The sequence below is a fragment of the Yaniella soli genome, from assembly GCF_054782375.1.
Map to the genome: position 1 here is coordinate 1 of NZ_BAAGSP010000005.1, position 21,450 is coordinate 21,450.

Genomic DNA, 21,450 nt, shown 5'->3' on the forward strand with positions numbered 1-21,450 from the left:
TGTCGAAATGACCACTGCTGCATCAACAGCCGCATCACGAAACGGTAATCCGTCATCGAAATCTCCTATTTCAAAGATCACACAACCTCGTGTTGTGTGTGAAATAGAGCACACCACACAGCGGAGTCTCACCGCTACTGGATACCCATACCGGCGTTACCCGATCGTCAGACCGTCGTCACTGGATCGTCAGACAGCCGTTACTAAATACGCACTCCTAACATGACTAACGCAGCCGCCGCATCCCAGTCACTTGCATGATGGGCAACACTCGGGGTGAATCCGGCCGAGAGGCACGTGGTGAGAAACAACTGATAGTTGGCGCTGCCAACCCGGTCGGTGATCCAAGCTGCCGATGCCAAGGTGGCAAAATCCACCGAGTCCATCGCTGCCATGGACGAATCCTCATGCACCAGCAGATCCAGGGGATCTTTGACCAACAGGCTCTGTTCGAACCGCGGGTCGTTGACCGATGGCACTTCGGCATTGACCACAAGGACCGCGAGATCGGCCGTCTCGGTCACCAGCTTCTGGAAACAGCCCAGAGGATCAGCCTCCTCGATGCGGACCTGGAGGTAGGGGTGTCGTTCCTGGAGGCTGTTGGCCAACCGGGGCAACAGTGCGGCCATTGGGGTCGAGAAACCGCAGAGTCGAAGCAGCGATCGTTCCGCGTTGCCGCGCTGGGCAATGTCTGCGTGAATCTCATTGGACAACCGAGCGAGTTCAGCAGCCCGATCCGCTAGCAGCCGGCCGGCCGGCGTCAGCCGAACAAGGCGTCCTTCGGTGCGCAGCAGCGTCACGCCGAGGTGCTCGGCCAGACTACGCAATTGAGCCGATACCGCGGACGGCGTGTAGCTCAGGGCCTCGGCGGTGGCGGTGACGGTCCCGTATTCCAGCCAACGCTTGCAGTACCAATAACCGTCGGTCAATCATGCGATGTACCCGACCTCGGGTTCGACATAGCTCAGCTCGACCATAGTCTCGGCAGCTGCATGACGTCGTCCAACGAGCCAACAGTCAACACCTGATCCGGGGCGTGGAGCGTGTCCTGACGATCAACCAGCAGTGAGATGAGTCCCGCGTCCCGGGCGCCAAGCCCGTCATTGATGACGTCGTCACCAATCATCAGTGTGTTTTCGATACGAGACCCGAGCTGACGTGCGCCCTCCAGGAACATGGAAGCATCCGGTTTGGGCTTACCGGTGACGTCGGTGCCGATCACGACATCGAAGGCCAGACCAACTTGTTCAAGTTTCAGTCGCTGATAGTCCGTGACATTATTGGTTGCCGCACCATAGGGAATGCCGCGGGCCTGAAGTGCTTGCAGCAGCGGTGAGACATCCTCGAAGGGCGCCCAGTTGCTGGAGACGACGTCTTCGTAGCCCACGACCCAGAGCTCTTCGGCGGGCTGACCGTCGAGTTCGAGAATTCGCATCGCATCGCCCACCCGGGCGAGGCGTTGTTCAGCAAAGGACATCTTGCCGTTGATATAGGCGTTATAGAAGTTTTTCGGGTCGTGCACGAATGCTTCTGCCGCAACATCGAAGGCAGGATGCGATGACACCCCGTCACCACATTGGGCGGCCAGCTGTGTGCGGAAGGCAATGTGCTGGGCCCCGGCGAGGTTGATCAGGGTGTCATCGATATCAAAGAGGACTGCTTGGACTAGGATTGCGCTGCCTTAAAGTTGGCGATGCGCTCCAAGGCTTTCTCCGGTCCCATAATGACCAGTGATTCAAACAGCGGTGGTGACACCTTGCGGCCCGATACGGCGGTGCGCACCGGTCCGAAGGCGTGGCGTGGTTTCAGCTCCAGCTCATCGATCAGTGCTGTGCGCAGTGCCGCCTCGATGGATTCCAGCTCCCAGCTTTCCAGATCCGACAGCACGTTTTCTGCTGCGGCAAGGACCTCGACCAAGTTTTGCGGCATGCCCTTCATGGCGGCCGGTTCGACTTCGATGGTTTCGGTGAAGAGGAAGGCCAGCATGTCGGCGGCTTCCCCCAGTAAGTGCACGCGTTCCTGAACCAGCGGTGCTGCCTGGGTAAGGATTTCCGCTTCTCGATCGGTGAGTTCTTCGCCGACCAGGTCGCGATCCTGCAGGTAGGGAATCAAGCGGTTGCGGAAATCTTCTGCGTCCAGACGGCGGATGTGTGTGCCGTTGATGGCGATGGCTTTCTTCTCATCAAAGCGTGCTGGGTTGGCGAGCACGTTATGAATGTCGAAGTTTTCAACGAATTCCTCCGGTGTGAAGATGTCTTCGTCTGCTGACAGTGACCAGCCCAGCAGGGCCAGATAGTTCAGCAGGCCTTCGCGGATGAACCCGTTGTCGCGGTGGTGGAACACGCTGGACTGTGGGTCACGTTTTGACAGTTTCTTATTGCCCTCCCCCATCACGTATGGCAGGTGACCAAAGGTTGGTTGGAAGTCGGCAACACCGACGGCATATAGCGCACGGTAGAGCGCAATCTGGCGTGGTGTGGAGGACAGCAGGTCTTCGCCGCGTAACACGTGGGTGATGCCCATCAGCGCATCGTCCACGGGGTTGACCAGGGTGTACAGCGGTGATCCGTCGGCGCGGACGACCACGAAATCTGCGACCGAGCCCGCACTGAAGGTGATGGTACCGCGCACAGTGTCGGTAAACGCCAGGTCGTGGTCTGGCATGCGCAGCCGCCAGACGGGTTTGCGGCCTTCTGCTTCAAACGCTGCGATCTGTTCGTCGGTTAGGTTGCGGTCGTATCCGTCGTAGCCGAGTTTCTGGTCGCGACCAGCGGCCGCGTGACGTGCTTCGGTTTCCTCAGCGGTGGTGTAGGACGGGTAGATGTAGCCACCGTCTTTGAGCTTTTGGATGACGTCTTGGTAGATCTCACCGCGTTTGGATTGGCGGTATGGTTCGTGCGGTCCACTGACTTCGACCCCTTCGTCCCAGTCGATGCCCATCCATTGCATGGCATCGAGCAGTTGGAGGTAGGACTCTTCGGAGTCGCGTTTTGCGTCGGTGTCTTCCACGCGGAAGATCATTTTTCCGCCGGTGTGCCGTGCCCAACCCCAGTTGAACAGGGCGGTGCGAATCAAGCCCACGTGCGGGGTGCCGGTTGGCGATGGTGCGAAGCGCACGCGCACTTCGGCGTCGGAAGAAACTGCAGGGATATCGTCGGGATTGCGAAGCTGGCTCATGGTGACCAAGTCTAGCGTCCGTGACTGCGCTGCAGTGTCCTCGTGACCGTGTTGCTAGCCCCTAGCCAACGGTTGGACGCCGCACCGTGGTTGACAGGGTGCCGATGCCGTCAATCTCACATTCGACAATCTGGCCGTCTTCGACTGCGCCGACGCCGGCCGGGGTGCCGGTGAGAATCACGTCACCCGGTAGCAGGGTGAATGCTTCTGAGATATAGGACACCAGTGTGCGCACGTCAAAGATCATGTCCGCGGTGTTGCCATCCTGTCGCAGCTCTCCATCGACCCAGGAACGGATCTGCACGTCGTCGGGTTCCAGTTCGGTTTCGATCCAGGGCCCCAGTGGGCACGAGCCGTCGAAGCCTTTGGCACGGGCCCATTGATCTTCAGCACGCTGTACATCCCGGGCGGTGAGGTCGTTGCCGACCGTGTAACCGAAGATGACTTCGTCCACGCGCTCCACGGGTACATCCTTGGCGATGCGTCCGATGACGACGGCCAGTTCAGCCTCGTAGGAGACTTCTTCGGTCCAGTCGGGCAGCAGGACTGGTTCATCTGGCCCCACCACCGAGGTGTTGGGCTTGAAAAACAGTAACGGTGTGGATGGCACCTCGTTGCCGAGTTCTTCGGCGTGTGCTTGCCAGTTCCGGCCCACACCGATCACTTTGGAGCGCGGCAGCACGGGCGTCACCAGACGCACGTCGTCGAGTTTGAGCGTTTCGTTGGTTGGCACAATCCCGGCATACAACGGGTCATTGGCTAAAACGGTGATGGTGTCATCTTGGACGACGCCGTAATGAAATTCTTCGCGGTGTACAAAGCGTGCAATGCGCAAGGTCAGCCTCTTTCTGCGAACGCGTTTAGGCTAGGCGGTGCATCCAGCCGTAGGTGTCTTCTTCGGCTCCGGTTTGAATACCGACCAGGCGCTTCAGCAGCGCGTTGGCGACCGGGAAGTCCTCGGAGGGGGTGTCGTAGATTTCTTCGCCGTCGGCGACTCGGCCGATTGGGGTGATCACGGCGGCGGTGCCACAGGCAAACACTTCTTGGATGTCACCGGAGGCGACGCCATCTTTCCACTCATCAAAGGTGATGTGGCGTTCTTCGACTTCGAGGCCTTGTTCTGCTCCCAATTGCAGGATGGAATCGCGGGTGATGCCTTCCAAGATGGTGCCGGTGAGTCTTGGGGTCATGAGTTTGTTATCTTTGGTCACAAAGAACACGTTCATGCCACCGAGCTCTTCGAGTGAATCATCGGGGCTGCGGTCGAGGAAGATGACCTGGTCGTGGCCGCGGGAGGCACCCTGAAGTTGCCCGGCCAGTGACGCGGCATAGTTGCCCCCGAATTTCGCGGAGCCGGTGCCGCCTTCGCCTGCGCGAGCGAAGTCACGCGAGACCCAGATGCTCACGGGTTTTGGTTCCCCACCGAAGTAGTTGCCTGCCGGTGACGCGATCACGTGGAAGTTAAAGTTGCGGGCCGGACGGACACCGAGGAATTCTTCGGTCGCAATCATGAATGGACGCAAATACAGCGACTGCCCTTCGCCGTTGGGCACCCATGCGCCGTCTTGTGCCATGAGTTCTTCGAGTGCTTTGACGAACACGTCCTCGGGCAGCTGTGGCATCGCCATGCGGTGTGCCGAGCGGTTCATGCGTGAGGCGTTGGAGTATGGGCGGAAGGTCCAGATCGATCCGTCTTCGTGACGGTAGGCTTTCAGGCCCTCGAAAATTTCTTGGGCGTAATGCAGCACGGCTGCGGCCGGGCTCATGGCCAGTGGACCGTATGGTTCCACGCGGGCGTCGGACCAGTCCCCTACCATTTTCAGGTATTCACCGGCCTCAAACGCTTTGGCTTGACCGTCGAGGTCGGCCGTCCAGTCGACGGTGACCATGTGGTCGGTGAAGTACTGGCCGAAGCCGGGGGCAGCTAGGATGTCGGCGCGTTGCGCATCAGATAGTCGCTGTTGGTTGGGTTCAAACCTAAATTCCATGATGGACCTTCCTCCACGTGCTGTTTCGCATTAGACCTGTGCTGCAATCGCGTCGCCCACCTGCGAGGTGGTGCGAGCTGTGGCGCCTCGTGCGGCCAGGTCATCCCATACTGCCGTATGTACTTTTTGGGCTGCCTCTGCGTAGCCTTCTTGTTCTAAGAGTATGGCAGCCGAGAGGATGGCTGCGGTTGGGTCGGCTTGTTGGGTGCCTGCGATATCCGGGGCCGAACCGTGGACTGGTTCATACATGGATGGTGCAGTACCGGTGATATTCAAGTTGCCCGAGGCCGCCAGCCCAATCCCGCCGGTCACTGCTGCGGCAAGGTCGGTGACGATGTCGCCAAACATGTTGTCGGTGACGATCACGTCGAAGCGGTTTGGATCCGTGGTCATGAAGATCATGGCGGCATCGACGTGCAGGTAGTCGTGGGTCACGTCTGGGAATTCTTCGCCAACTTCTGCAACGATGCGGTTCCACAGGTGCCCGGCATGGACGAGCACATTGTGTTTGTGCAGCAGGGTCACGTGTTTGCGTTGGCGCTGCTGGGCGTATTCGAACGCAGCTCGCACGACGCGCTTGACGCCATAGGCGGTGTTGACCGAGGTTTCGTTGGCGACCTCGTATTCGGTGCCGGCGCGCATGGAGCCACCGTTGCCCACGTAGAGCCCCTCGGTGCCTTCTCTAAAGACCACAAAGTCGATGTCGCCGGGGTTGGCGAGCGGTGACGTGGCACCCGGGTAGAGCACCGATGGGCGGAAGTTTACCGCGTGGTCGAAGGCAAAGCGCAGTTTGAGCAGAATCTCGCGCTCGAGTAGACCGGACGGAATGCGGGTGTCATTCGGGGCGGCACCCACGGCGCCGAACAGGATGGCCTGGTGTTGACGGATGGCTGCCAGTGTTTCATCGGGCAGGGTTTCGCCGGTGGATAGCCAGTGCTCAGCTCCGAGACCGTATTCGGTGGTTTTAACGTGGTCTGCACCGATGGCTGCTTTGAGCACTTTGAGGGCCTCGGCAGTGACTTCGGGGCCAATGCCGTCGCCGGGGATGAGTGCCAGATCTAATACGTTGTTGCTCAATGCGTACCTTCTTACTCGTCTGCTTCTTCGTGGCGTGGGAAGACCGGGGTGGGTTTATCGATCGGTGTTCCCGGTGCAAGCTGTTCGTCCCAGGCGGCATAGGAGCGTGCTCCGGACCCAGAGGCGTTCGTGGCCCCGGCATCGGCAGATGCTTCCACACCGAGCGCGTCCAGGAGTTTCGTCGCTGATTCCGGCATGACGGCTTGGATGAGTATTGCGATGCGACGCACGACTTCTAGAGTCACCCAGAGCACGGTTTTCATCCGGGCCTCGTCAGTTTTCCGTAGGACCCATGGCTGCTGGTCGGCGAAGTACCCGTTGGTATCGTCGAGGACTTTCCATGCGGCAACGAGCGACCGGTAAAAGTCTTGGGTCTCGAAGTGGGTGCGCCAAGTTTCCAATAGTGACGCAGCATCGGAAAGGAGCTGTTCGTCTTGTGCTGTCAGCTCCCCCGGTGCGGGTATCTGGGCGTCGAGGTTTTTGTAGACCATCGACAGGCTACGCTGGGCCAGGTTGCCCAGGTTATTCGATAGATCCGCGTTCTTACGGCGCACGACCCCGTCGTGGGAGTAGGACCCGTCGGAACCGAAGGGGAATTCACGCAGCAAAAAGAACCGCACGGTGTCGAGTCCGTATCGGTCAGCCCAGTCTGAGGGGTGGACGACGTTGCCCACCGACTTGGACATCTTTTCGCCTTCGTTATTCAAAAATCCGTGGATCATCACGCGTTTTGGCAGTTCGATGCCCGCCGACATCAAAAATGCGGGCCAGAAAATGCAGTGGAAGCGCGAAATGTCTTTCCCGATGACGTGTAAATCTGCCGGCCAGAAGCGTTTGAGTTCGCTGTGCTCATCGGGGAAGCCTGCACCGGTGATGTAGTTGGTCAGCGCATCGACCCACACGTACATGACGTGGTTTTTCTCGGTGGCTAGTTCCGGGTTGGTCGGTTCTGGTACCGGGATGCCCCAGTCGAATGAGGTGCGCGAGATCGACAGATCTTCAAGCCCTGATTCCACGAAGCGGATGACTTCGTTGGCACGAGTGGTCGGGGCAATGAATTCCGGGTTCGCCGCATAGTGTGCCAGCAGTTTGTCTGCGTAGTTGGACAGCCGGAAAAAGTATGATTCCTCTTCGGTCCAGGTCACTTCGGTGCCGGTTTCGGTGGCAATGCGCTCACCTTCGTCATTGACGTGGGTCTCGTCGTCGGCGAAGAAGCGCTCATCACGCACCGAATACCAGCCGGCGTAGGTGTCCAAGTAGATGTCGCCGTTGGCTTCCATGCGGCGCCAAATCTCTTGGGCTGAGGCAGCGTGGTCGGTATCGGTGGTGCGGATGAACCGGTCGTAGGAGACGTTGAGTACGTCGTCATCCATCTGCTGGAAGACCGCAGCGTTGCGGGTGGCCAATTCCAGGGGTGCGAGACCCTGTTCCACAGCCGTCTGCTGCATCTTTTGGCCGTGCTCATCGGTACCGGTTAGGTAGCGCACATCGTAACCGTCAAGGCGTTTGAACCGTGCCATCACATCGGTGGCAATGTATTCGTACGCGTGCCCAATGTGTGGTTCGCCGTTTGGGTAGGCGATCGCCGTTGTCAGATAGTAGGTGTTCACCGGACAGTTTCCTCCAAATCAACCTCGGCGGCCTTTTCTGCGTGAATAGCATCTGCGACCTGGTCCATGAGTCCACCTGGTAGCGCCGAGTCCAGGGTGAGGATGGCGAGTGCTTTGGCACCGTCGGCGCGCAGGGCAACATCCATGGTGGCAATATTGATGCTGCGATCGCCCAGTTGCATACCCATGGTACCGATCACGCCTGGACGATCTTCGTATTCCAACACGAGCATGTGGTCTGCGATGGCGACTTCAAATTCGTAGTTGTTAATACCGACAAGTTTTTCAACTTGCTGTGGTCCGGTCAAGGTGCCGGTCACATTGAACTCTCGACCATTGGCTGAGACGGCTTTGACGGTGATGGTGTTGCGATAATGTGGAGAATCCGAGGTGGTCGACAAGCGGGTTTCGATACCACGACCTTCGGCCAGTACCGGGGCGTTCACATAGGAGACCTGTCCGGAAACAACGTCGGTGAAGACCCCTTTCAGTGCTGCAAGTTTCAGCGAGTCCACGTTCTTTTCGGCGAGTTCGCCAGCGACGACGACTTCGATGGCCGAAACCGAAACGCCCTTCATCACGGCAGATAGGATGCGACCAAGTTTTTCGGTCAGCGGAATGCCGGGCCGCACATATGGGTCGATCACTCCCCCGGCCACGTTCACGGCATCTGGGACGAGTTCACCGGCTAATGCCAGGCGAACAGATTTTGCCACGGAGACCCCGGCTTTTTCTTGGGCTTCTTCGGTTGAAGCACCCAGGTGCGGCGTCACGGTGGCGGAGTCGTGTTTGAAAAATGGCAGGTCTTTGGCTGGTTCTTCAACGAACACGTCGATCCCCGCACCAGCAATCTGTCCGGCATCCAGGGCACGGCCCAGAGCGTCTTCATCAATGAGTCCACCGCGGGCCACATTCACGACGTAGGCCGAGTCTTTCATCATTGTGAATTGCTCATCGGAGATCATCCCCAAGGTCTCTGGCGTCCGGGGCATGTGGATGGTGACGAAGTCTGAGGTTTCCAACAGCTCATCGAGGCTGAGCAGCGTGGCACCGAGCTGCTGTGCGCGCGCCGCGGTGACATAGGGGTCGTAGGCGGCGATGTGCATTTCGAAGGATTTCATACGTTCGGCAACCAGGGAACCGATACGGCCGAGGCCGATGACGCCGAGGGTTTTTTGGTAGAGCTCAATACCCTTATAGGCAGAGCGTTTCCACTGGCCGTCTTTGAGTGAGGCGTTAGCCGGGGCAATATTGCGTGCCGAGGAGAGTATGTGTCCACAGGTGAGTTCTGCTGCAGAGATGATGTTCGATGTTGGCGCGTTGACCACCATGACACCGGCTTCGGTAGCAGCTTGTGTGTCGACGTTGTCGAGTCCGACTCCGGCACGTGCGATCACTTTGAGATTGTTTGCCGCACCGATTGCTTCGGCGTCCATCGTGGTCGCTGAACGAATCAGCACAGCGTCGGCGTCAGCGAGTGCTGGCAGTAGCTGATCACGGTCGGAACCATCGGTGTTACGAATCTCGAAGTCGGTTCCAAGAGCATCCATGGTGGCCGGGGAGAGTTCTTCTGCGATGAGCACTACTGGTTTGGACACGAACGACACACTTTCGTTAATAGGAAAACTTTGTCATGAGCGCACAGCTCACCGCATCCATATTAGTGCCCGGAGGAACCGTGTTTTGCACTGGTACATTCAGTGAAGCTCCGCATCTCCCCCTAATGCCGGAACCAGTCCGCATAGGTTTGAAAGGTTGGCTACCTCGCGTGCCGGGTGGCTTATGGACCTAATGGAACCTCACGGAGCCGGTACGGCCTCCACTCCCCCGATCTTGGAACGTCAATGCTCGATGAAAACTCCTCATTTAGAGGATCTGCTTGAAGCCCAGCAGGGAAAATTGCGCTCACTTATTCGTTTTAACAAGCGTTATTTCTGTGTGGTTGTGACGATCTAACTCCTGACGTACAATTACAAACGTAAGCCCCGAGTGGACCGCTGGTTTCGACCATGTCGCCGGGGCACTGTTTTTGGCATACTGTTCCTATGGTTGATACGTGGATCGATAAGTGGCTTGGCACTGCTCGATTTCAAAGATATGTCAAAGAATGTGCCGGTGACCGTGCACGCGCGCTCGATCTTTACGAGTGAAATGTTAACGCTGGTCAGACACTGATGCACGACATTGCACATTTTGAAGTTGCACTCCGCAACGCATACGATGCTGCAATCTCCGCCGTTTGGCCCCATCAGAATCACTGGCTACTTCATCCTGAATCTCCGGCCGTCATGCCAATTTGGCGTACACGAAACGTGAAGGGCATTAAACGCGGCTCAGACGTCAACTTCGTTACCCGTAAGAACGTCGATGACGCGATCAAACGCTGTGGCTACGGCCGGGCGTCTCCCGGCAAAGTTATCGCTGAGTTTTCGTTTGGGTTCTGGCGTCAGCTAACGACGAAGGCCATGGAAAAAAGCATTTGGGTGCCATACTTACACAATGCTTACCCACAAGGAACTTCGCGGAGCATCGTCGACGCTCAGATCAAAACGGTGAATGATTTACGCAACCGTATTGCTCACCACGAGCCCTTATTTACCTCGACGCTAGATCCCACTCGCGCTCACGAGGGACTAACGCACTGTCTCCTGCTATTATCACCGGAAGTACATAATTACGTGTCAAATACATCGACGGTCGCCCAGGTGCTTGCTTCAAAACCCTGAGGCCTAATGTCTTGCAATAGAGCACGCCTTCCGTAAGCGAGATAACGCATCCCACCGCACCAGACCACGAACTGCTAAGCTTCGGCTGGCGTCTGCTCGATAACGAGTTCATTCTTCGGAGTGAGCTTTTGAGCCGGCTCTTTCAGCCGAAGCACCATAACACTGGTCATTGCCGCGACGAGGGCAGCGAGCACCATGTGGACACCGACAGCAATTGGTGGAAGTCCACTACGTGCTTGGTATACGCCGACTGCGATCTGGATCATCAGTAAGACCACCAGGCCCAGTAGCGACCGGTATGGCTGCAAATTGCTGGCCTTGGCCCAGACAAGGAGCACCAGGCACATGATACCGGTAATGTATCCGGGCCAGGCGTGAAGATGGCTCAGCACAGTCGCATCGAATCCATCACGCACGACATCTGCGTCACCCGAGTGAGGGCCCGCAGCTGTGGTAAACACGCCTGTGATAACAATGATTACGATGCCCAGAGCGGCGATTGCGGCAATAGCCCAAAACACTTTTGGTACGGCTGGAATTCGCGGGCCAGCCGGCTCAGTCATACGCACAAGATATGCGGCAGTTGTGCACACAATCACGATAGAAACCGAATAGTGAAAGCCCACAAGGACGGTGGCGAGACTTTCCCATACGACGAAAGCTCCAACGAGAGCCTGAATAATCACAAGACCTGTGACAGCAATTGAGAGACCAAACAAGTCTTTTCGTTGGGAACGGATACGCCAGGTCAGGACCAGTACGACAACAGCTGCCAACAGCACGGGCCCGCTGAGCGTTCTATTGGCAAATTCGATAATGCCGTGAATGCCTGTTTCGGCAGTTGGCGTGAGTGAGCCAGGAGTGCACAGTGGCCATTCGGAGCAGCCAAGTCCCGACCCGGTAAGACGCACGGCTCCTCCCGTTGCAATAATCACAACGTTTAAAACACACGAAATCCATGCAGCAGGCACGAGAAATCGAGGTAGACCACTGCGAGTGGTCCCTGAACTCTTGAGCTGGGACGACAAATCAATCCTCTCGAACCGGGCAGATAGCATAACGCGATCCCCGCCGAACTGGGGTATCTCCCTTACTCTAAAGCCCGATCATCCTGGCGATCACAAGTATTGCTGCCTTGCACACACCGCCTGCAACCCCATCACGGGCGATTATTCATCGGCAGTGAGGCCTGCGGGATCATACACGGCACCGGGGTTGAGGATGTTGTGCGGATCAAGCGCCGACTTTATCCGATTATTCAGCTCCAGAGCATCCTCGCCAATCGAGTCAACCAACCATGGCCGCTTGAGTCGACCCACACCGTGTTCACCGGTGATGGTTCCGCCGAGCCGAACAGCAAGCTCCATCACGTCACCATACGCCAGGTGTGCTCGTTGTTTCTGCTCGTCGTCCATCGGGTCGAACACCAGCAGCGGATGGGTGTTTCCGTCACCGGCGTGGGCAATCACCGCAATCGTCACATCCCGGTCTTGAGATATCTGCTGGACTCCTCGGACAAGATCGCCCAACCGAGGCAGCGGGACGCCGACGTCCTCCAACAGAATCGTGCCCTTTTGCTCAACGGCGGGGATGGCCATGCGGCGGGCCACAATGATGGCCTCGGCTTCTTCGACGTCGGACGCATGGAATACGTCGGTCGCGCCGTGCTGATGACACGAAGCCTCCATCATTTCGATCTCTCGTGCCGCGTACTCTGCTGGCTCATCGGACTGGATGATCAACATTGCAGCGGCGTCGCGATCAAGTTCCATCCCTGTGGCATCCTCCACGGCATTGATCGTGGCGTTGTCCATGAATTCCAGCATCGACGGGCGCATACTTGACGCGATCGCAAGCACCGCTTTGGTCGAATCATCGAGCGTTGCAAAAGTAGCAACCAGTGTGGTCGGCGGACGCTGAGCGGGTACTAGTCGTAGTGTGACCTCGGTGATCACACCAAGCGTGCCTTCACTACCGACGAAGAGTTGTGTCAAGTTCAAACCGGCAACGTCTTTGAGTCGCGAGCCGCCCAGGTTCACTTCCCGGCCATCGGCAAGCACCACCTTCATGCCCAGTACATAGTCGGCCGTCACCCCGTATTTCACGCAGCACAGTCCCCCGGCATTGGTCGCAACGTTGCCGCCGATGGAGCAGAATTCAAACGATGAAGGATCCGGCGGGTACCACAGGCCATGCTCAGCTGCAGCAGCCTTGACTTCGGCATTGAACGCACCCGACTGAACCACGGCAGTTCGGGTCTGCGGATCGATACTGATATCGCGCATATTCTCCATCGACACCACGATGCCGCCGTCGACCGCGGAGCTGCCGCCGGACAACCCGGATCCTGCTCCCCGGGTGACAACCGGCATGCCGTGGGCTGCAGCGAAACGTATGGTGGCCTGCACATCTTCAGAACTTGTGGCGCGCACGACGGCAACCGGCGTACCTGCACTGGGATCGTTGGCTCGGTCCCAGCGGTAGTTGTCTATCGTCGCCGGATTGGTTACGACATTCTGCGCGCCAACGGCATCGATGAGCCCCTGAAGTTGCGGTGCATGAACGGTAGATGTCTGCGCCAATTTCAGCCCCTCACGTGGCGATATTCTGAGTGCTATATGTCACCTCTGTGGATCGTATCACGCCCTCATCAAAGAAGGTCCTGTGATACACGTCATACATGAGTATTATGCAAGCAACCACTTACGTAAGAGGTCGCTTACATGACAACGCAAGATCGCCTGAGTTCAGCTTTCGCAGCGCTAGCTGATCCAACGCGCAGAGATATTTTGTATCGCTTGCGCGGAGGGCCACTGACGGTCAGTGAACTCGCGACACACTATCCCATGAGCCGACCGGCCATCTCGCAGCATCTAGCAGTACTTGAGAAGGCGGGCCTGGTAGAACGAAATCGCCGTGCACAGTGGAGCGAATGTTCACTAGCACCCAACAGCCTCGCCGAAGTTGCAGCATGGGTCGAGCAACAACACACCGCGTGGAACGAGCGCTTCGATCGACTCGAAGAATATCTCACCAAGGAGAAGCCCGATGAGTAAGACCGACATGACACAAGCTTTTACGATGATCCGAAACTTAGATGCCACTCCCCAACAGGTCTGGCACGCCTGGACAGATCCGGATGCCATCTCAGACTGGTGGCACCCGCGCGATACCTCCACTCCGCGCGAGGAAGTGGAGGTCGATGTCCGCGTTGGAGGACACTACATCTACACGATGGTCAATGACGGCACCGGCGAACGTGTTGTGACCGGTGGTGTCTACAAAGAAGTGATACCACCAAAGCGACTGGTCTTCACCTGGGGCGAGCCCGGAGGAGACCCCGAGGACACGCCGGTGGTCACCGTAACTCTTGAGCCCGATAACAACGCCACACTCATGACATTTGAGTTGCGCGGCTTTTCAGGTCAACCCGGCGACGGCTTCGTCTATGACGGCTGGGATGAAGCGCTTGACGTCCTGGAAGAGTATTTGGCCTAGTCGTCCACGCTCGACGCGTCTGGCGGATTTTTGGTCATTACGTCGCTTTTCAAGTAATGCGAGAGTAACATAGATCACACAACTCGAGCGGTGTACCATCGTTTCGACAAGGAGGATCACCATGAATACGACGAACTTAGCGCAAGGTTTTACCAACATCCGTTACGTTGAAGCGACCCCTGCACAGGTCTGGGACGCGTGGACTGAGCCAGATGCTATTGCCCAGTGGTGGCACCTCCCCAACACCACGACCCCTCGTGAAGGGCTTGAGTACAACGTCCATGTCGGCGGCTACTACATTTACACCAGCATCGACGATGAGTCTAGAGAACGGACCGTCTCCGGTGGAATTTTTCAAGATGTGACACCGCATGAGCGGCTCGTGTTTACCTGGGGTGCACCTGGTTTCGACCCAGAGGATCTGCCTGTAGCCACTGTTACTCTCGAAGAGACCGAAGACGGTACGTACGTTTCTTTTGAGATAGAGGGAGTATCCGGAGAGCTCGGCGATGAATCCTTCTACGACACCTGGGACCAAGCCTTGATCAGGCTCAAAGAATATCTCGCTTAACCATTTGCACGACGTTCGGCCGGTTTTCGGAAGGCGCCCGGAAGACCGGCCGAACTATGTCCTGACAAGCCTTTTCCCAACATCCCCAGAACTGTCTTGATGATAGCCTGCATGTGGTCCGTTTATTTTCAAGGAGGATGCAATGGAACTCAGCATGGATAAGGGCAATCAATTCGTCGAAGAAACTCAATCACCGGAAGGTACAGCTGCCTGGAAACAGCAGCTCGACGAGTACGCTCCTGGTGCGTCTGACTGGGTTGTTGGTGCAGTTTTCGGTGGAACGTATCAGCGTGAAGGTATTGCACTGCGCGACCGTCAGATGCTGAATATGGCCGCGCTGGCAGCGATGGGCGGTACTGAGCCACAACTGACCGGACATATCAAGACTGCTGTTGATGTCGCCGGCATGACCAAAGAAGAGGTCGCTGAATGCTTTGTCCACCTTATGCCGTACATCGGCGTCCCTAAAACGCTTGCAGCGATGCGTTGCATGAACGCTGCTTTCGAAGACTAATGTCACGTCGCAAAGTGCGACTAAAGATTTTTTTTAGTCCCACTTTCTCCTCAAACTGGGATTAGCGACAAGCCACTTGCACTGGGCAGCCCTGGATGCGGCCCCGCTACCAAAGCACGTCCGCAAGAATCACACGAGTCAGCTGAACGGTTATCACACATGCCGGACGGGTGCACGGTTTCGGTGGGCAATCCCATATTGCGAGAACCCGGGATCGCGGTCATTGATGAGCCTCAGAGTCTGTACTTTGACAGACCGGAGGATCGCCCAACAGATAACCACGGTTGATAATCTAACTCGAGCTTGTCAGCTCAGACTTGTCCCTGCACAACCGTCACAACCCAAGCACACGACGTAAGCCTTGGTCGACATCGCGCATGATGCTCTCGGGGATTTGCCCTGTCCAATCCGTTAGATCGCTCTGATCGAGAGTAACCAGTACGGTAATATTCACCACAGAATCTCGAGCCAACCCGCTGATTAGGCTCGGAAGAAACACGTTCCCCGGCATAACTGCAAGATACCAGGGCACCGTTGATCTGGTCCGTCAGCGAGCTGGCATCTAGTTCGTCGAGATAGTGATCAGCGGCATGCGACAAGAGCCCTGAGCGACTCATACCCAATTCGCTGGCTCGCTTAGTGACGTGATGATACGTCTCATCTGGCATAGAAATAGCAGTCTTCATAATTATGAGTATGACCTAGTATTACTCTCTGTGGAAGCGGTCGCTTCGCGGCAAAACTCGAAAAAATTGCATTAACGACTCAGCGGGGTATCGGAACTCTTTCCGATACCCCGCTGAGTCGTTGGTCTAACGTGACTTAGCGAGCGGCTGTGCCCTCGGTGTAGTCGTCGTCGGATTCGGCTAACCAGGAGAACATGCCACGCAGTTCGCGCCCGGTCTTCTCGATTGGGTGTGCTTCTTCTTGTTCACGAAGCTTCTTGAACTCTGGTGCACCAGCAGCCTGGTCGTCCATGAAGCGCTTGGCGAAGGTGCCGTCCTGTACTTCTTTGAGGACTTCCTGCATGTTTTCTTTCACGCGAGCATCGATGACGCGTGGACCGGAAACGTAGTCACCGAATTCAGCGGTATCGGAGATGGACCAGCGCTGTTTGGCAAGGCCACCTTCGACCATGAGGTCAACGATGAGTTTCAGTTCGTGCAGTACCTCGAAGTAGGCGATTTCTGGCTGGTACCCGGCTTCGGTGAGCACTTCGAATCCTGCCTGGACCAGGTGGGATGCGCCACCGCACAACACCGCCTGTTCACCAAACAGGTCGGTTTCGGTTTCCTCGGTGAAGGTGGTTTCGATGACACCTGCACGGGTCCCGCCGACACCCTTGGCGTATGCCAGAGCGAGGTCTTTGGCTTGGCCTGATTCGTCTTTTTCCACTGCCACGAGTGCTGGCACACCGCGGCCTGCTTCGAACTCGCGACGCACAACGTGGCCCGGGCCCTTTGGCGCGACCATGGCGACGTCGATACCGGCTGGAGCCTTGATGAATTCGTAGCGGATGTTGAACCCGTGAGCGAAGAAGATGGCGTTGCCTTCTTCAAGGTGCGGTTCGATGGATTCGGAAAATACCTGTGCCTGGTACTGGTCTGGAACCAGGATCATGATGAGGTCGGCTTCCTGAGCGGCTTCTGCCACGGTGACGACGCGCAGGCCTTCTGCCTCGGCTTTGACCTTGGACTTGGAGCCTTCCGCCAGGCCGATGCGGACGTCAACACCGGAGTCACGCAGGGACAGGGAGTGTGCGTGGCCTTGGGAGCCATAACCAATGACGGCTACTTTACGGTTCTGCAGCAGCGACAGATCGGCGTCGTCGTCGTAATATTTTTTGGCCATGAGAGTGTCATTCTCCTTGAGGGTTGGGTTATTTGGTCAGTGCACGGTCGGTCATGGATTTGCCGCCGCGGGCAACAGCGATAGTGCCGGATCGCACTAATTCGCGGATGCCAAAGGGTTCTAGGACCTCGAGCAGTGCTTCGAGTTTTTGTGCAGAACCGGTGGCTTCTACCGTGACGGCATCTGTGGAGACGTCGACGACATTGGCACGGAACAGTTCGACTGCTTGGACTACAGATGCGCGGGTGGAGGCATCGGAGCGGACTTTGACCAGGATGTGGTCGCGCTGGGAGGACTGTTCAGGGATCAGTTCAACGATTTTGATCACGTTGACAAGTTTATTGAGTTGTTTGGTGACCTGCTCCAGGGCATCGCCTTCTGCTTCGACGACGACGGTCATTCTGGACAGGTCCTCGACCTCGGAGGGGCCAACGGTGAGCGATTCGATGTTGAATGCGCGACGGGCAAAGAGTCCGGAGACGCGGGAGAGGACGCCCGGAACGTCTTGGACCAGTACCGAAAGGGTGTGGCGTTGCATGCTTAGTCCTCCTCGTCCCACTCGGGGGTCATATCCCGGGCTACTTGAATTTCGTCATTGGATACACCTGATGGCACCATCGGCCACACCATGGAATCGGCCGAGACCACAAAGTCGATGACCACGGGACGATCATTGATCTCCATGGCTCGTTCAATGGCGGGCGCGATGTCTTCCTCTGTTTCGACGCGGATGCCTTCGGCCCCGTATGCGTCAGCAAGTTTGACGAAGTCTGGCACGCGAATCGAGTTCGCACCCGTATTCAAGTCGGTGTTGGAATACCGGGAGTCATAGAACAGGGTCTGCCATTGCCGCACCATGCCCAGCGAGGAGTTGTTGATCAGCGCAACTTTGATGGGGATCTGGTTGATGACGCAGGTGGCCAGTTCTTGGTTCGTCATTTGAAAGCACCCGTCACCGTCGATGGCCCACACGGCACGATCTGGTTCGCCAACCTGTGCTCCCATGGCTGCCGGAATGGCAAAGCCCATGGTGCCCAACCCTGCGGAGTTCATCCACTGGTTGGGGCGCTGGTAGCCCACGAATTGTGCGCCCCACATCTGGTGCTGGCCAACTCCGGCCACATAGATGGCTTCCGGGCCCACATTTTCATACAGGGATTCGATGACCTTCTGCGGGGCCATCAAACCGTCATCGGTTGCGGTGTAGCCCAGCGGGTAGGTATCACGAGTGCGGTTGAGGATCTTCCACCAGTCCTCCAAATCCGGCGTACCGTGTTCGGCGAAGCTGGTGCTGACCTGTTCGGTCAGCTCGGGCAGGATCGCTTTGACATCCCCGACGATGGGCACATCTGCGGCACGGTTTTTCGAGATCTCAGCAGGGTCGATATCTGCGTGGATCACTTTTGCCAGCGGAGCAAAGGAGGACAGCTGACCGGTCACGCGATCATCGAACCGCGCACCCAGCGTAATGAGCAGATCAGACATTTGCAGGGCTGAGACCGCAGCGACCGTACCGTGCATGCCGGGCATGCCCAGGTTCTGGGGGTCCTCGTCAGGAAAAATACCGCGGGCGTTGAGCGTGGTGACAACCGGCGCGCCGGTGGCTTTTGCTAATTGGGCGAGCTCTTCGGCGGCTTGGGCACGCACGGCACCGCCACCCACGTAGAGCACGGGGCGCTTGGCGTCTTGGATGAGCTTCGCTGCTTCGCGCACCTGGCGGGAGTGGCCCCGGGTGACGGGACGATAGCCTGGCAGGTCCATGACCGGTGGCCAAGAGAATTCCATCTCCGATTGCTGGGCATCTTTGGTGACATCGACCAGTACGGGGCCGGGACGGCCACTGTTGGCAATGTAGAAGGCCTCAGCCAGTGCTTGTGGGATGTCTTGGGCGTCTTGAACTAAGAAGGAGTGCTTGGTGGTGGGCATCGTGATCCCCACGATGTCGGCTTCCTGGAAGGCGTCCGAACCGATGAGTTTGGAGCCGACCTGGCCGGTAATAAACACCACGGCTTCGGAATCCATGTTCGCATCGGCGATGGCGGTCACGAGGTTGGTCGCGCCTGGACCGGAGGTGGCGATGGCGACACCGGTTTTGCCGGTGGCCAGGTAGTAGCCCTGCGCGGCGTGGCCGGCGCCTTGTTCGTGACGCACCAGGATGTGGCGGATCCGTGAGGTGTCCATCAGTGGGTCATAGGTGGGCAGAATTGCTCCGCCGGGAAGCCCGAAGACATCGGTCACGTCGAGTTCTTCAAGTGAACGCACAATGGCTTGTGCACCGGTCATCGTGGTGGGCTCGACCACCTGGTTTGGCCCGGGGACGGCCTGCGCGTCGGAGTCGTGTACAGTTTTTTCCCGTTGTGGCGGGTGGGATGGCATCACCGACGGGGTGATATGTGATCCAGAACTCATGGAGTATGCCTCGATCAGTCGTAAGTTGTGTGCAGTTATTGCTGTCGACGTCGTTCACGTCGTAGGGTGCTGCGCGGTGTTGCGATACCCATAAAAAAACCCCGGCTTCGGCGGGTTTGCCTGCTCGGGGTTCAGCACATGGATGGCGGTGTCGCCTACTGAAATCTTCTTCAGTCCATGCGCTGCTAAATAACGACTACTAGGGTCTTCGACATGCCCCTTATATTCGTCGTGTTGCCCTAAAATGTCAAATCGGGCACCCCGAGCAGGTCTTGCCTATAGCTCGATTTCTACGTTGCAGTGTGCGCCTTCTGCCGCGGACTGCACGAGTTTTGCGTACTTGCCCAGCACACCGGAAGTGAACTTCGGTGGGATGGACTGCCAGTTTTCTTTGCGGGCCGCGAGCAGTTCTTCAGAGACATCCAGATCAATCGTGCGGTTGGCAATGTCGACGCGGATGACGTCGCCGTCTTCAACCAGTCCGATGGGGCCACCAACGGCGGCTTCTGGGGCAATGTGTCCGATGCATAGGCCGGTGGTTCCGCCGGAGAAGCGACCATCGGTGAGTAGCAGGACATCGGTTCCGAGCCCGGCACCTTTAATAGCACCGGTGATCGCCAGCATTTCGCGCATGCCTGGTCCACCCTTTGGGCCCTCATACCGAATGACGACGACGTCGCCTTTTTTCAGCTCATTTGCTGCCAGGGCGTCCATGGCTTGCTGTTCGCGTTCGAATACCCTCGCGGTACCTTCGAATACCTCTGCGTCGAAACCTGCCGATTTCACGACCGCGCCTTCTGGTGCCATCGAACCGCGCAGGATGGTCAGACCACCGGTTTTGTGGATCGGGTTGTCCAGGGTGCGCAATACGGCCCCGTCGAGCTTTTTGGGCTTGAGGTCTTCCAGGTTCTCGGCAACGGTTTTACCGGTGACGGTTAGTGCATCGCCGTGCAACAGGCCTTGGTCGAGCAGCGCCTGCATCACGACGGGCACACCGCCGATGCGGTCCAAATCAGTCATGACGTAGTCGCCGAATGGTTTCATATCCGCGATGTGTGGGATCTTGTCGCCAATGCGATTGAAGTCTTCGAGGTTCAGCTCGACACCGGCTTCGTATGCAATAGCCAGCAAGTGCAACACGGTGTTGGACGAACCACCGAACGCCATCATCACGGCAATGGCGTTTTCGAAAGCCTTCTTGGTCAAAATGTCACGGGCTGTGATGCCCTGGGCCAACATATTAACGACGGCTTCACCGGCACGGCGCGCATCATAATCACGACGACGATCAGCCGATGGCGGGGCGGCCGAGCCCGGCAGGGACATACCCAACGCCTCGCCGACCGATGCCATCGAGTTTGCGGTGTACATACCACCACAGGCGCCTTCACCCGGGCAGATGGCGCGTTCGATGGTGTCGAGATCTTCGTGGGACATCGTGCCGCGAGCACATGCGCCCACTGCCTCGAACGCGTCGATCAGGGTGACTTGACGTTCAACGCCGTCGGACAATGTGGCATAACCCGGCATCGTCGAACCGGCGTACACGAACACTGACGCGAGATCGAGACGAGCAGCTGACATGAGCATGCCCGGCAGTGACTTGTCACAGCCAGCCAGCAACACGGAACCGTCGAGACGCTGAGCCATCATGACGGTTTCGACCGAGTCGGCGATGACTTCACGGGACACCAGTGAGAAGTGCATGCCGTCGTGACCCATGGAAATACCGTCAGATACCGAAATGGTCCCGAATTCCAGCGGGAATCCCCCACCAGCGTGCACACCGGTCTTGGCGGCTTCGGCGAGACGGTCCAGCGAAAGGTTGCACGGGGTAATTTCGTTCCAGGACGAGGCGATACCAATCTGTGGCTTGTCCCAGTCGTTGTCACCCATGCCTACCGCGCGCAGCATGCCGCGCGCCGGAGCACGTTCGTATCCATCGGTTACATCGCGCGAACGCGGCTTCATGTCAATTTCAGGGTTCTTAGACGTCATGGATCAAATCTTACTGATCTCGTGTCCTACA

Annotated in this window: 20 protein-coding genes; 5 read left to right on the forward strand and 15 right to left on the reverse strand. The window is 57.5% G+C overall.

Going from position 1 to position 21,450, the window contains the following annotated elements:
- Positions 1-203: 203 nt before the first annotated feature.
- The 8 genes from ACYVJT_RS03640 to serA all read right to left on the reverse strand — a co-directional run bounded on the left by ACYVJT_RS03640 (position 204) and on the right by serA (position 9,450).
- Positions 204-929 carry a LysR substrate-binding domain-containing protein gene (locus tag ACYVJT_RS03640; RefSeq protein WP_343956220.1) on the reverse strand — a complete coding sequence of 242 codons (726 nt, stop codon included), beginning with the start codon at positions 927-929 and terminating at the stop codon, positions 204-206.
- A 35-nt stretch (positions 930-964) separates the two neighbouring features.
- Positions 965-1,672, reverse strand: a complete 708-nt coding sequence (locus tag ACYVJT_RS03645; RefSeq protein ID WP_343956369.1) for an HAD family hydrolase — start codon at positions 1,670-1,672, stop codon at positions 965-967.
- Complete coding sequence (gene gltX / locus ACYVJT_RS03650) at positions 1,666-3,177, reverse strand: glutamate--tRNA ligase (RefSeq protein WP_343956221.1); 1,512 nt, start codon at positions 3,175-3,177, stop codon at positions 1,666-1,668. The genes ACYVJT_RS03645 and gltX overlap by 7 nt, the downstream gene beginning before the upstream one ends.
- Before the next feature lie 61 nt (positions 3,178-3,238).
- On the reverse strand, positions 3,239-4,012 hold the full coding sequence (locus ACYVJT_RS03655; protein ID WP_343956222.1) for a fumarylacetoacetate hydrolase family protein: 774 nt from the start codon (positions 4,010-4,012) through the stop codon (positions 3,239-3,241).
- 25 nt (positions 4,013-4,037) lie between these two features.
- Positions 4,038-5,165 (reverse strand): branched-chain amino acid aminotransferase, encoded by a 1,128-nt coding sequence (locus tag ACYVJT_RS03660; protein ID WP_343956223.1) that lies wholly within the window; start codon positions 5,163-5,165, stop codon positions 4,038-4,040.
- Positions 5,166-5,195: 30 nt separating this feature from the next.
- Complete coding sequence (locus tag ACYVJT_RS03665; protein ID WP_343956224.1) at positions 5,196-6,242, reverse strand: 3-isopropylmalate dehydrogenase; 1,047 nt, start codon at positions 6,240-6,242, stop codon at positions 5,196-5,198.
- Between the two features lie 11 nt (positions 6,243-6,253).
- Positions 6,254-7,852, reverse strand: a complete 1,599-nt coding sequence (metG, locus tag ACYVJT_RS03670) for a methionine--tRNA ligase (RefSeq protein WP_343956225.1) — start codon at positions 7,850-7,852, stop codon at positions 6,254-6,256.
- Positions 7,849-9,450, reverse strand: a complete 1,602-nt coding sequence (serA, locus tag ACYVJT_RS03675) for a phosphoglycerate dehydrogenase (RefSeq protein WP_343956226.1) — start codon at positions 9,448-9,450, stop codon at positions 7,849-7,851. The genes metG and serA overlap by 4 nt, the downstream gene beginning before the upstream one ends.
- Before the next feature lie 576 nt (positions 9,451-10,026).
- Here serA and ACYVJT_RS03680 point away from each other — a divergent pair.
- On the forward strand, positions 10,027-10,578 hold the full coding sequence (locus ACYVJT_RS03680; RefSeq protein WP_343956227.1) for a hypothetical protein: 552 nt from the start codon (positions 10,027-10,029) through the stop codon (positions 10,576-10,578).
- Between the two features lie 74 nt (positions 10,579-10,652).
- Here ACYVJT_RS03680 and ACYVJT_RS03685 read toward each other — a convergent pair whose 3' ends face one another.
- Both ACYVJT_RS03685 and ACYVJT_RS03690 read right to left on the reverse strand, forming a co-directional pair.
- Positions 10,653-11,636, reverse strand: a complete 984-nt coding sequence (locus ACYVJT_RS03685) for a COX15/CtaA family protein (protein WP_343956228.1) — start codon at positions 11,634-11,636, stop codon at positions 10,653-10,655.
- Between the two features lie 111 nt (positions 11,637-11,747).
- Positions 11,748-13,160, reverse strand: coding sequence for an FAD-binding oxidoreductase (locus ACYVJT_RS03690; RefSeq protein WP_343956229.1), 1,413 nt, complete (start codon positions 13,158-13,160; stop codon positions 11,748-11,750).
- A gap of 141 nt (positions 13,161-13,301) precedes the next feature.
- On the opposite strand from ACYVJT_RS03690, the gene ACYVJT_RS03695 reads away from it, so the two are divergent.
- The 4 genes from ACYVJT_RS03695 to ACYVJT_RS03710 all read left to right on the forward strand — a co-directional run bounded on the left by ACYVJT_RS03695 (position 13,302) and on the right by ACYVJT_RS03710 (position 15,161).
- Positions 13,302-13,634: an ArsR/SmtB family transcription factor gene (locus ACYVJT_RS03695; RefSeq protein ID WP_343956230.1), complete on the forward strand. Its 333-nt coding sequence runs from the start codon at positions 13,302-13,304 to the stop codon at positions 13,632-13,634.
- Positions 13,627-14,076, forward strand: coding sequence for an SRPBCC family protein (locus tag ACYVJT_RS03700; protein WP_343956231.1), 450 nt, complete (start codon positions 13,627-13,629; stop codon positions 14,074-14,076). The genes ACYVJT_RS03695 and ACYVJT_RS03700 overlap by 8 nt, the downstream gene beginning before the upstream one ends.
- 121 nt (positions 14,077-14,197) lie before the next feature.
- A complete protein-coding gene (locus ACYVJT_RS03705) occupies positions 14,198-14,647 on the forward strand; it encodes an SRPBCC family protein (protein ID WP_343956232.1) in 450 nt (149 codons plus the stop codon).
- Between the two features lie 142 nt (positions 14,648-14,789).
- On the forward strand, positions 14,790-15,161 hold the full coding sequence (locus ACYVJT_RS03710) for a carboxymuconolactone decarboxylase family protein (RefSeq protein ID WP_343956233.1): 372 nt from the start codon (positions 14,790-14,792) through the stop codon (positions 15,159-15,161).
- Between the two features lie 334 nt (positions 15,162-15,495).
- Here ACYVJT_RS03710 and ACYVJT_RS03715 read toward each other — a convergent pair whose 3' ends face one another.
- The 5 genes from ACYVJT_RS03715 to ilvD all read right to left on the reverse strand — a co-directional run bounded on the left by ACYVJT_RS03715 (position 15,496) and on the right by ilvD (position 21,419).
- Entirely contained in the window at positions 15,496-15,672 is a 177-nt protein-coding gene (locus ACYVJT_RS03715) for a type II toxin-antitoxin system PemK/MazF family toxin (protein WP_343956234.1), read from the reverse strand.
- Positions 15,673-15,983: 311 nt separating this feature from the next.
- On the reverse strand, positions 15,984-17,012 hold the full coding sequence (gene ilvC / locus ACYVJT_RS03720) for a ketol-acid reductoisomerase (protein ID WP_343956235.1): 1,029 nt from the start codon (positions 17,010-17,012) through the stop codon (positions 15,984-15,986).
- A 28-nt stretch (positions 17,013-17,040) separates the two neighbouring features.
- The gene (ilvN, locus tag ACYVJT_RS03725) at positions 17,041-17,550 is read right to left on the reverse strand and encodes an acetolactate synthase small subunit (protein ID WP_343956236.1); all 510 of its coding nucleotides are present in this window, start codon (positions 17,548-17,550) and stop codon (positions 17,041-17,043) included.
- Positions 17,551-17,552: 2 nt separating this feature from the next.
- Positions 17,553-19,388: an acetolactate synthase large subunit gene (locus ACYVJT_RS03730; protein WP_425579848.1), complete on the reverse strand. Its 1,836-nt coding sequence runs from the start codon at positions 19,386-19,388 to the stop codon at positions 17,553-17,555.
- Positions 19,389-19,697: 309 nt separating this feature from the next.
- Entirely contained in the window at positions 19,698-21,419 is a 1,722-nt protein-coding gene (ilvD, locus tag ACYVJT_RS03735) for a dihydroxy-acid dehydratase (RefSeq protein WP_343956238.1), read from the reverse strand.
- Positions 21,420-21,450: the final 31 nt, after the last annotated feature.

Bases quoted from the DNA above. Each gene is read 5' to 3' on its own strand.
- gltX (WP_343956221.1), bottom strand. From the start codon at position 3,177: ATGAGCCAGCTTCGCAATCCCGACGATATCCCTGCAGTTTCTTCCGAC.
- ACYVJT_RS03660 (WP_343956223.1), bottom strand. From the start codon at position 5,165: ATGGAATTTAGGTTTGAACCCAACCAACAGCGACTATCTGATGCGCAA.
- ACYVJT_RS03680 (WP_343956227.1), top strand. From the start codon at position 10,027: ATGCACGACATTGCACATTTTGAAGTTGCACTCCGCAACGCATACGAT.
- ACYVJT_RS03685 (WP_343956228.1), bottom strand. From the start codon at position 11,636: ATGCTATCTGCCCGGTTCGAGAGGATTGATTTGTCGTCCCAGCTCAAG.
- ACYVJT_RS03695 (WP_343956230.1), top strand. From the start codon at position 13,302: ATGACAACGCAAGATCGCCTGAGTTCAGCTTTCGCAGCGCTAGCTGAT.
- ACYVJT_RS03700 (WP_343956231.1), top strand. From the start codon at position 13,627: ATGAGTAAGACCGACATGACACAAGCTTTTACGATGATCCGAAACTTA.
- ACYVJT_RS03705 (WP_343956232.1), top strand. From the start codon at position 14,198: ATGAATACGACGAACTTAGCGCAAGGTTTTACCAACATCCGTTACGTT.
- ACYVJT_RS03710 (WP_343956233.1), top strand. From the start codon at position 14,790: ATGGAACTCAGCATGGATAAGGGCAATCAATTCGTCGAAGAAACTCAA.
- ACYVJT_RS03715 (WP_343956234.1), bottom strand. From the start codon at position 15,672: ATGCCGGGGAACGTGTTTCTTCCGAGCCTAATCAGCGGGTTGGCTCGA.
- ilvC (WP_343956235.1), bottom strand. From the start codon at position 17,012: ATGGCCAAAAAATATTACGACGACGACGCCGATCTGTCGCTGCTGCAG.
- ilvN (WP_343956236.1), bottom strand. From the start codon at position 17,550: ATGCAACGCCACACCCTTTCGGTACTGGTCCAAGACGTTCCGGGCGTC.
- ACYVJT_RS03730 (WP_425579848.1), bottom strand. From the start codon at position 19,388: ATGCCATCCCACCCGCCACAACGGGAAAAAACTGTACACGACTCCGAC.
- ilvD (WP_343956238.1), bottom strand. From the start codon at position 21,419: ATGACGTCTAAGAACCCTGAAATTGACATGAAGCCGCGTTCGCGCGAT.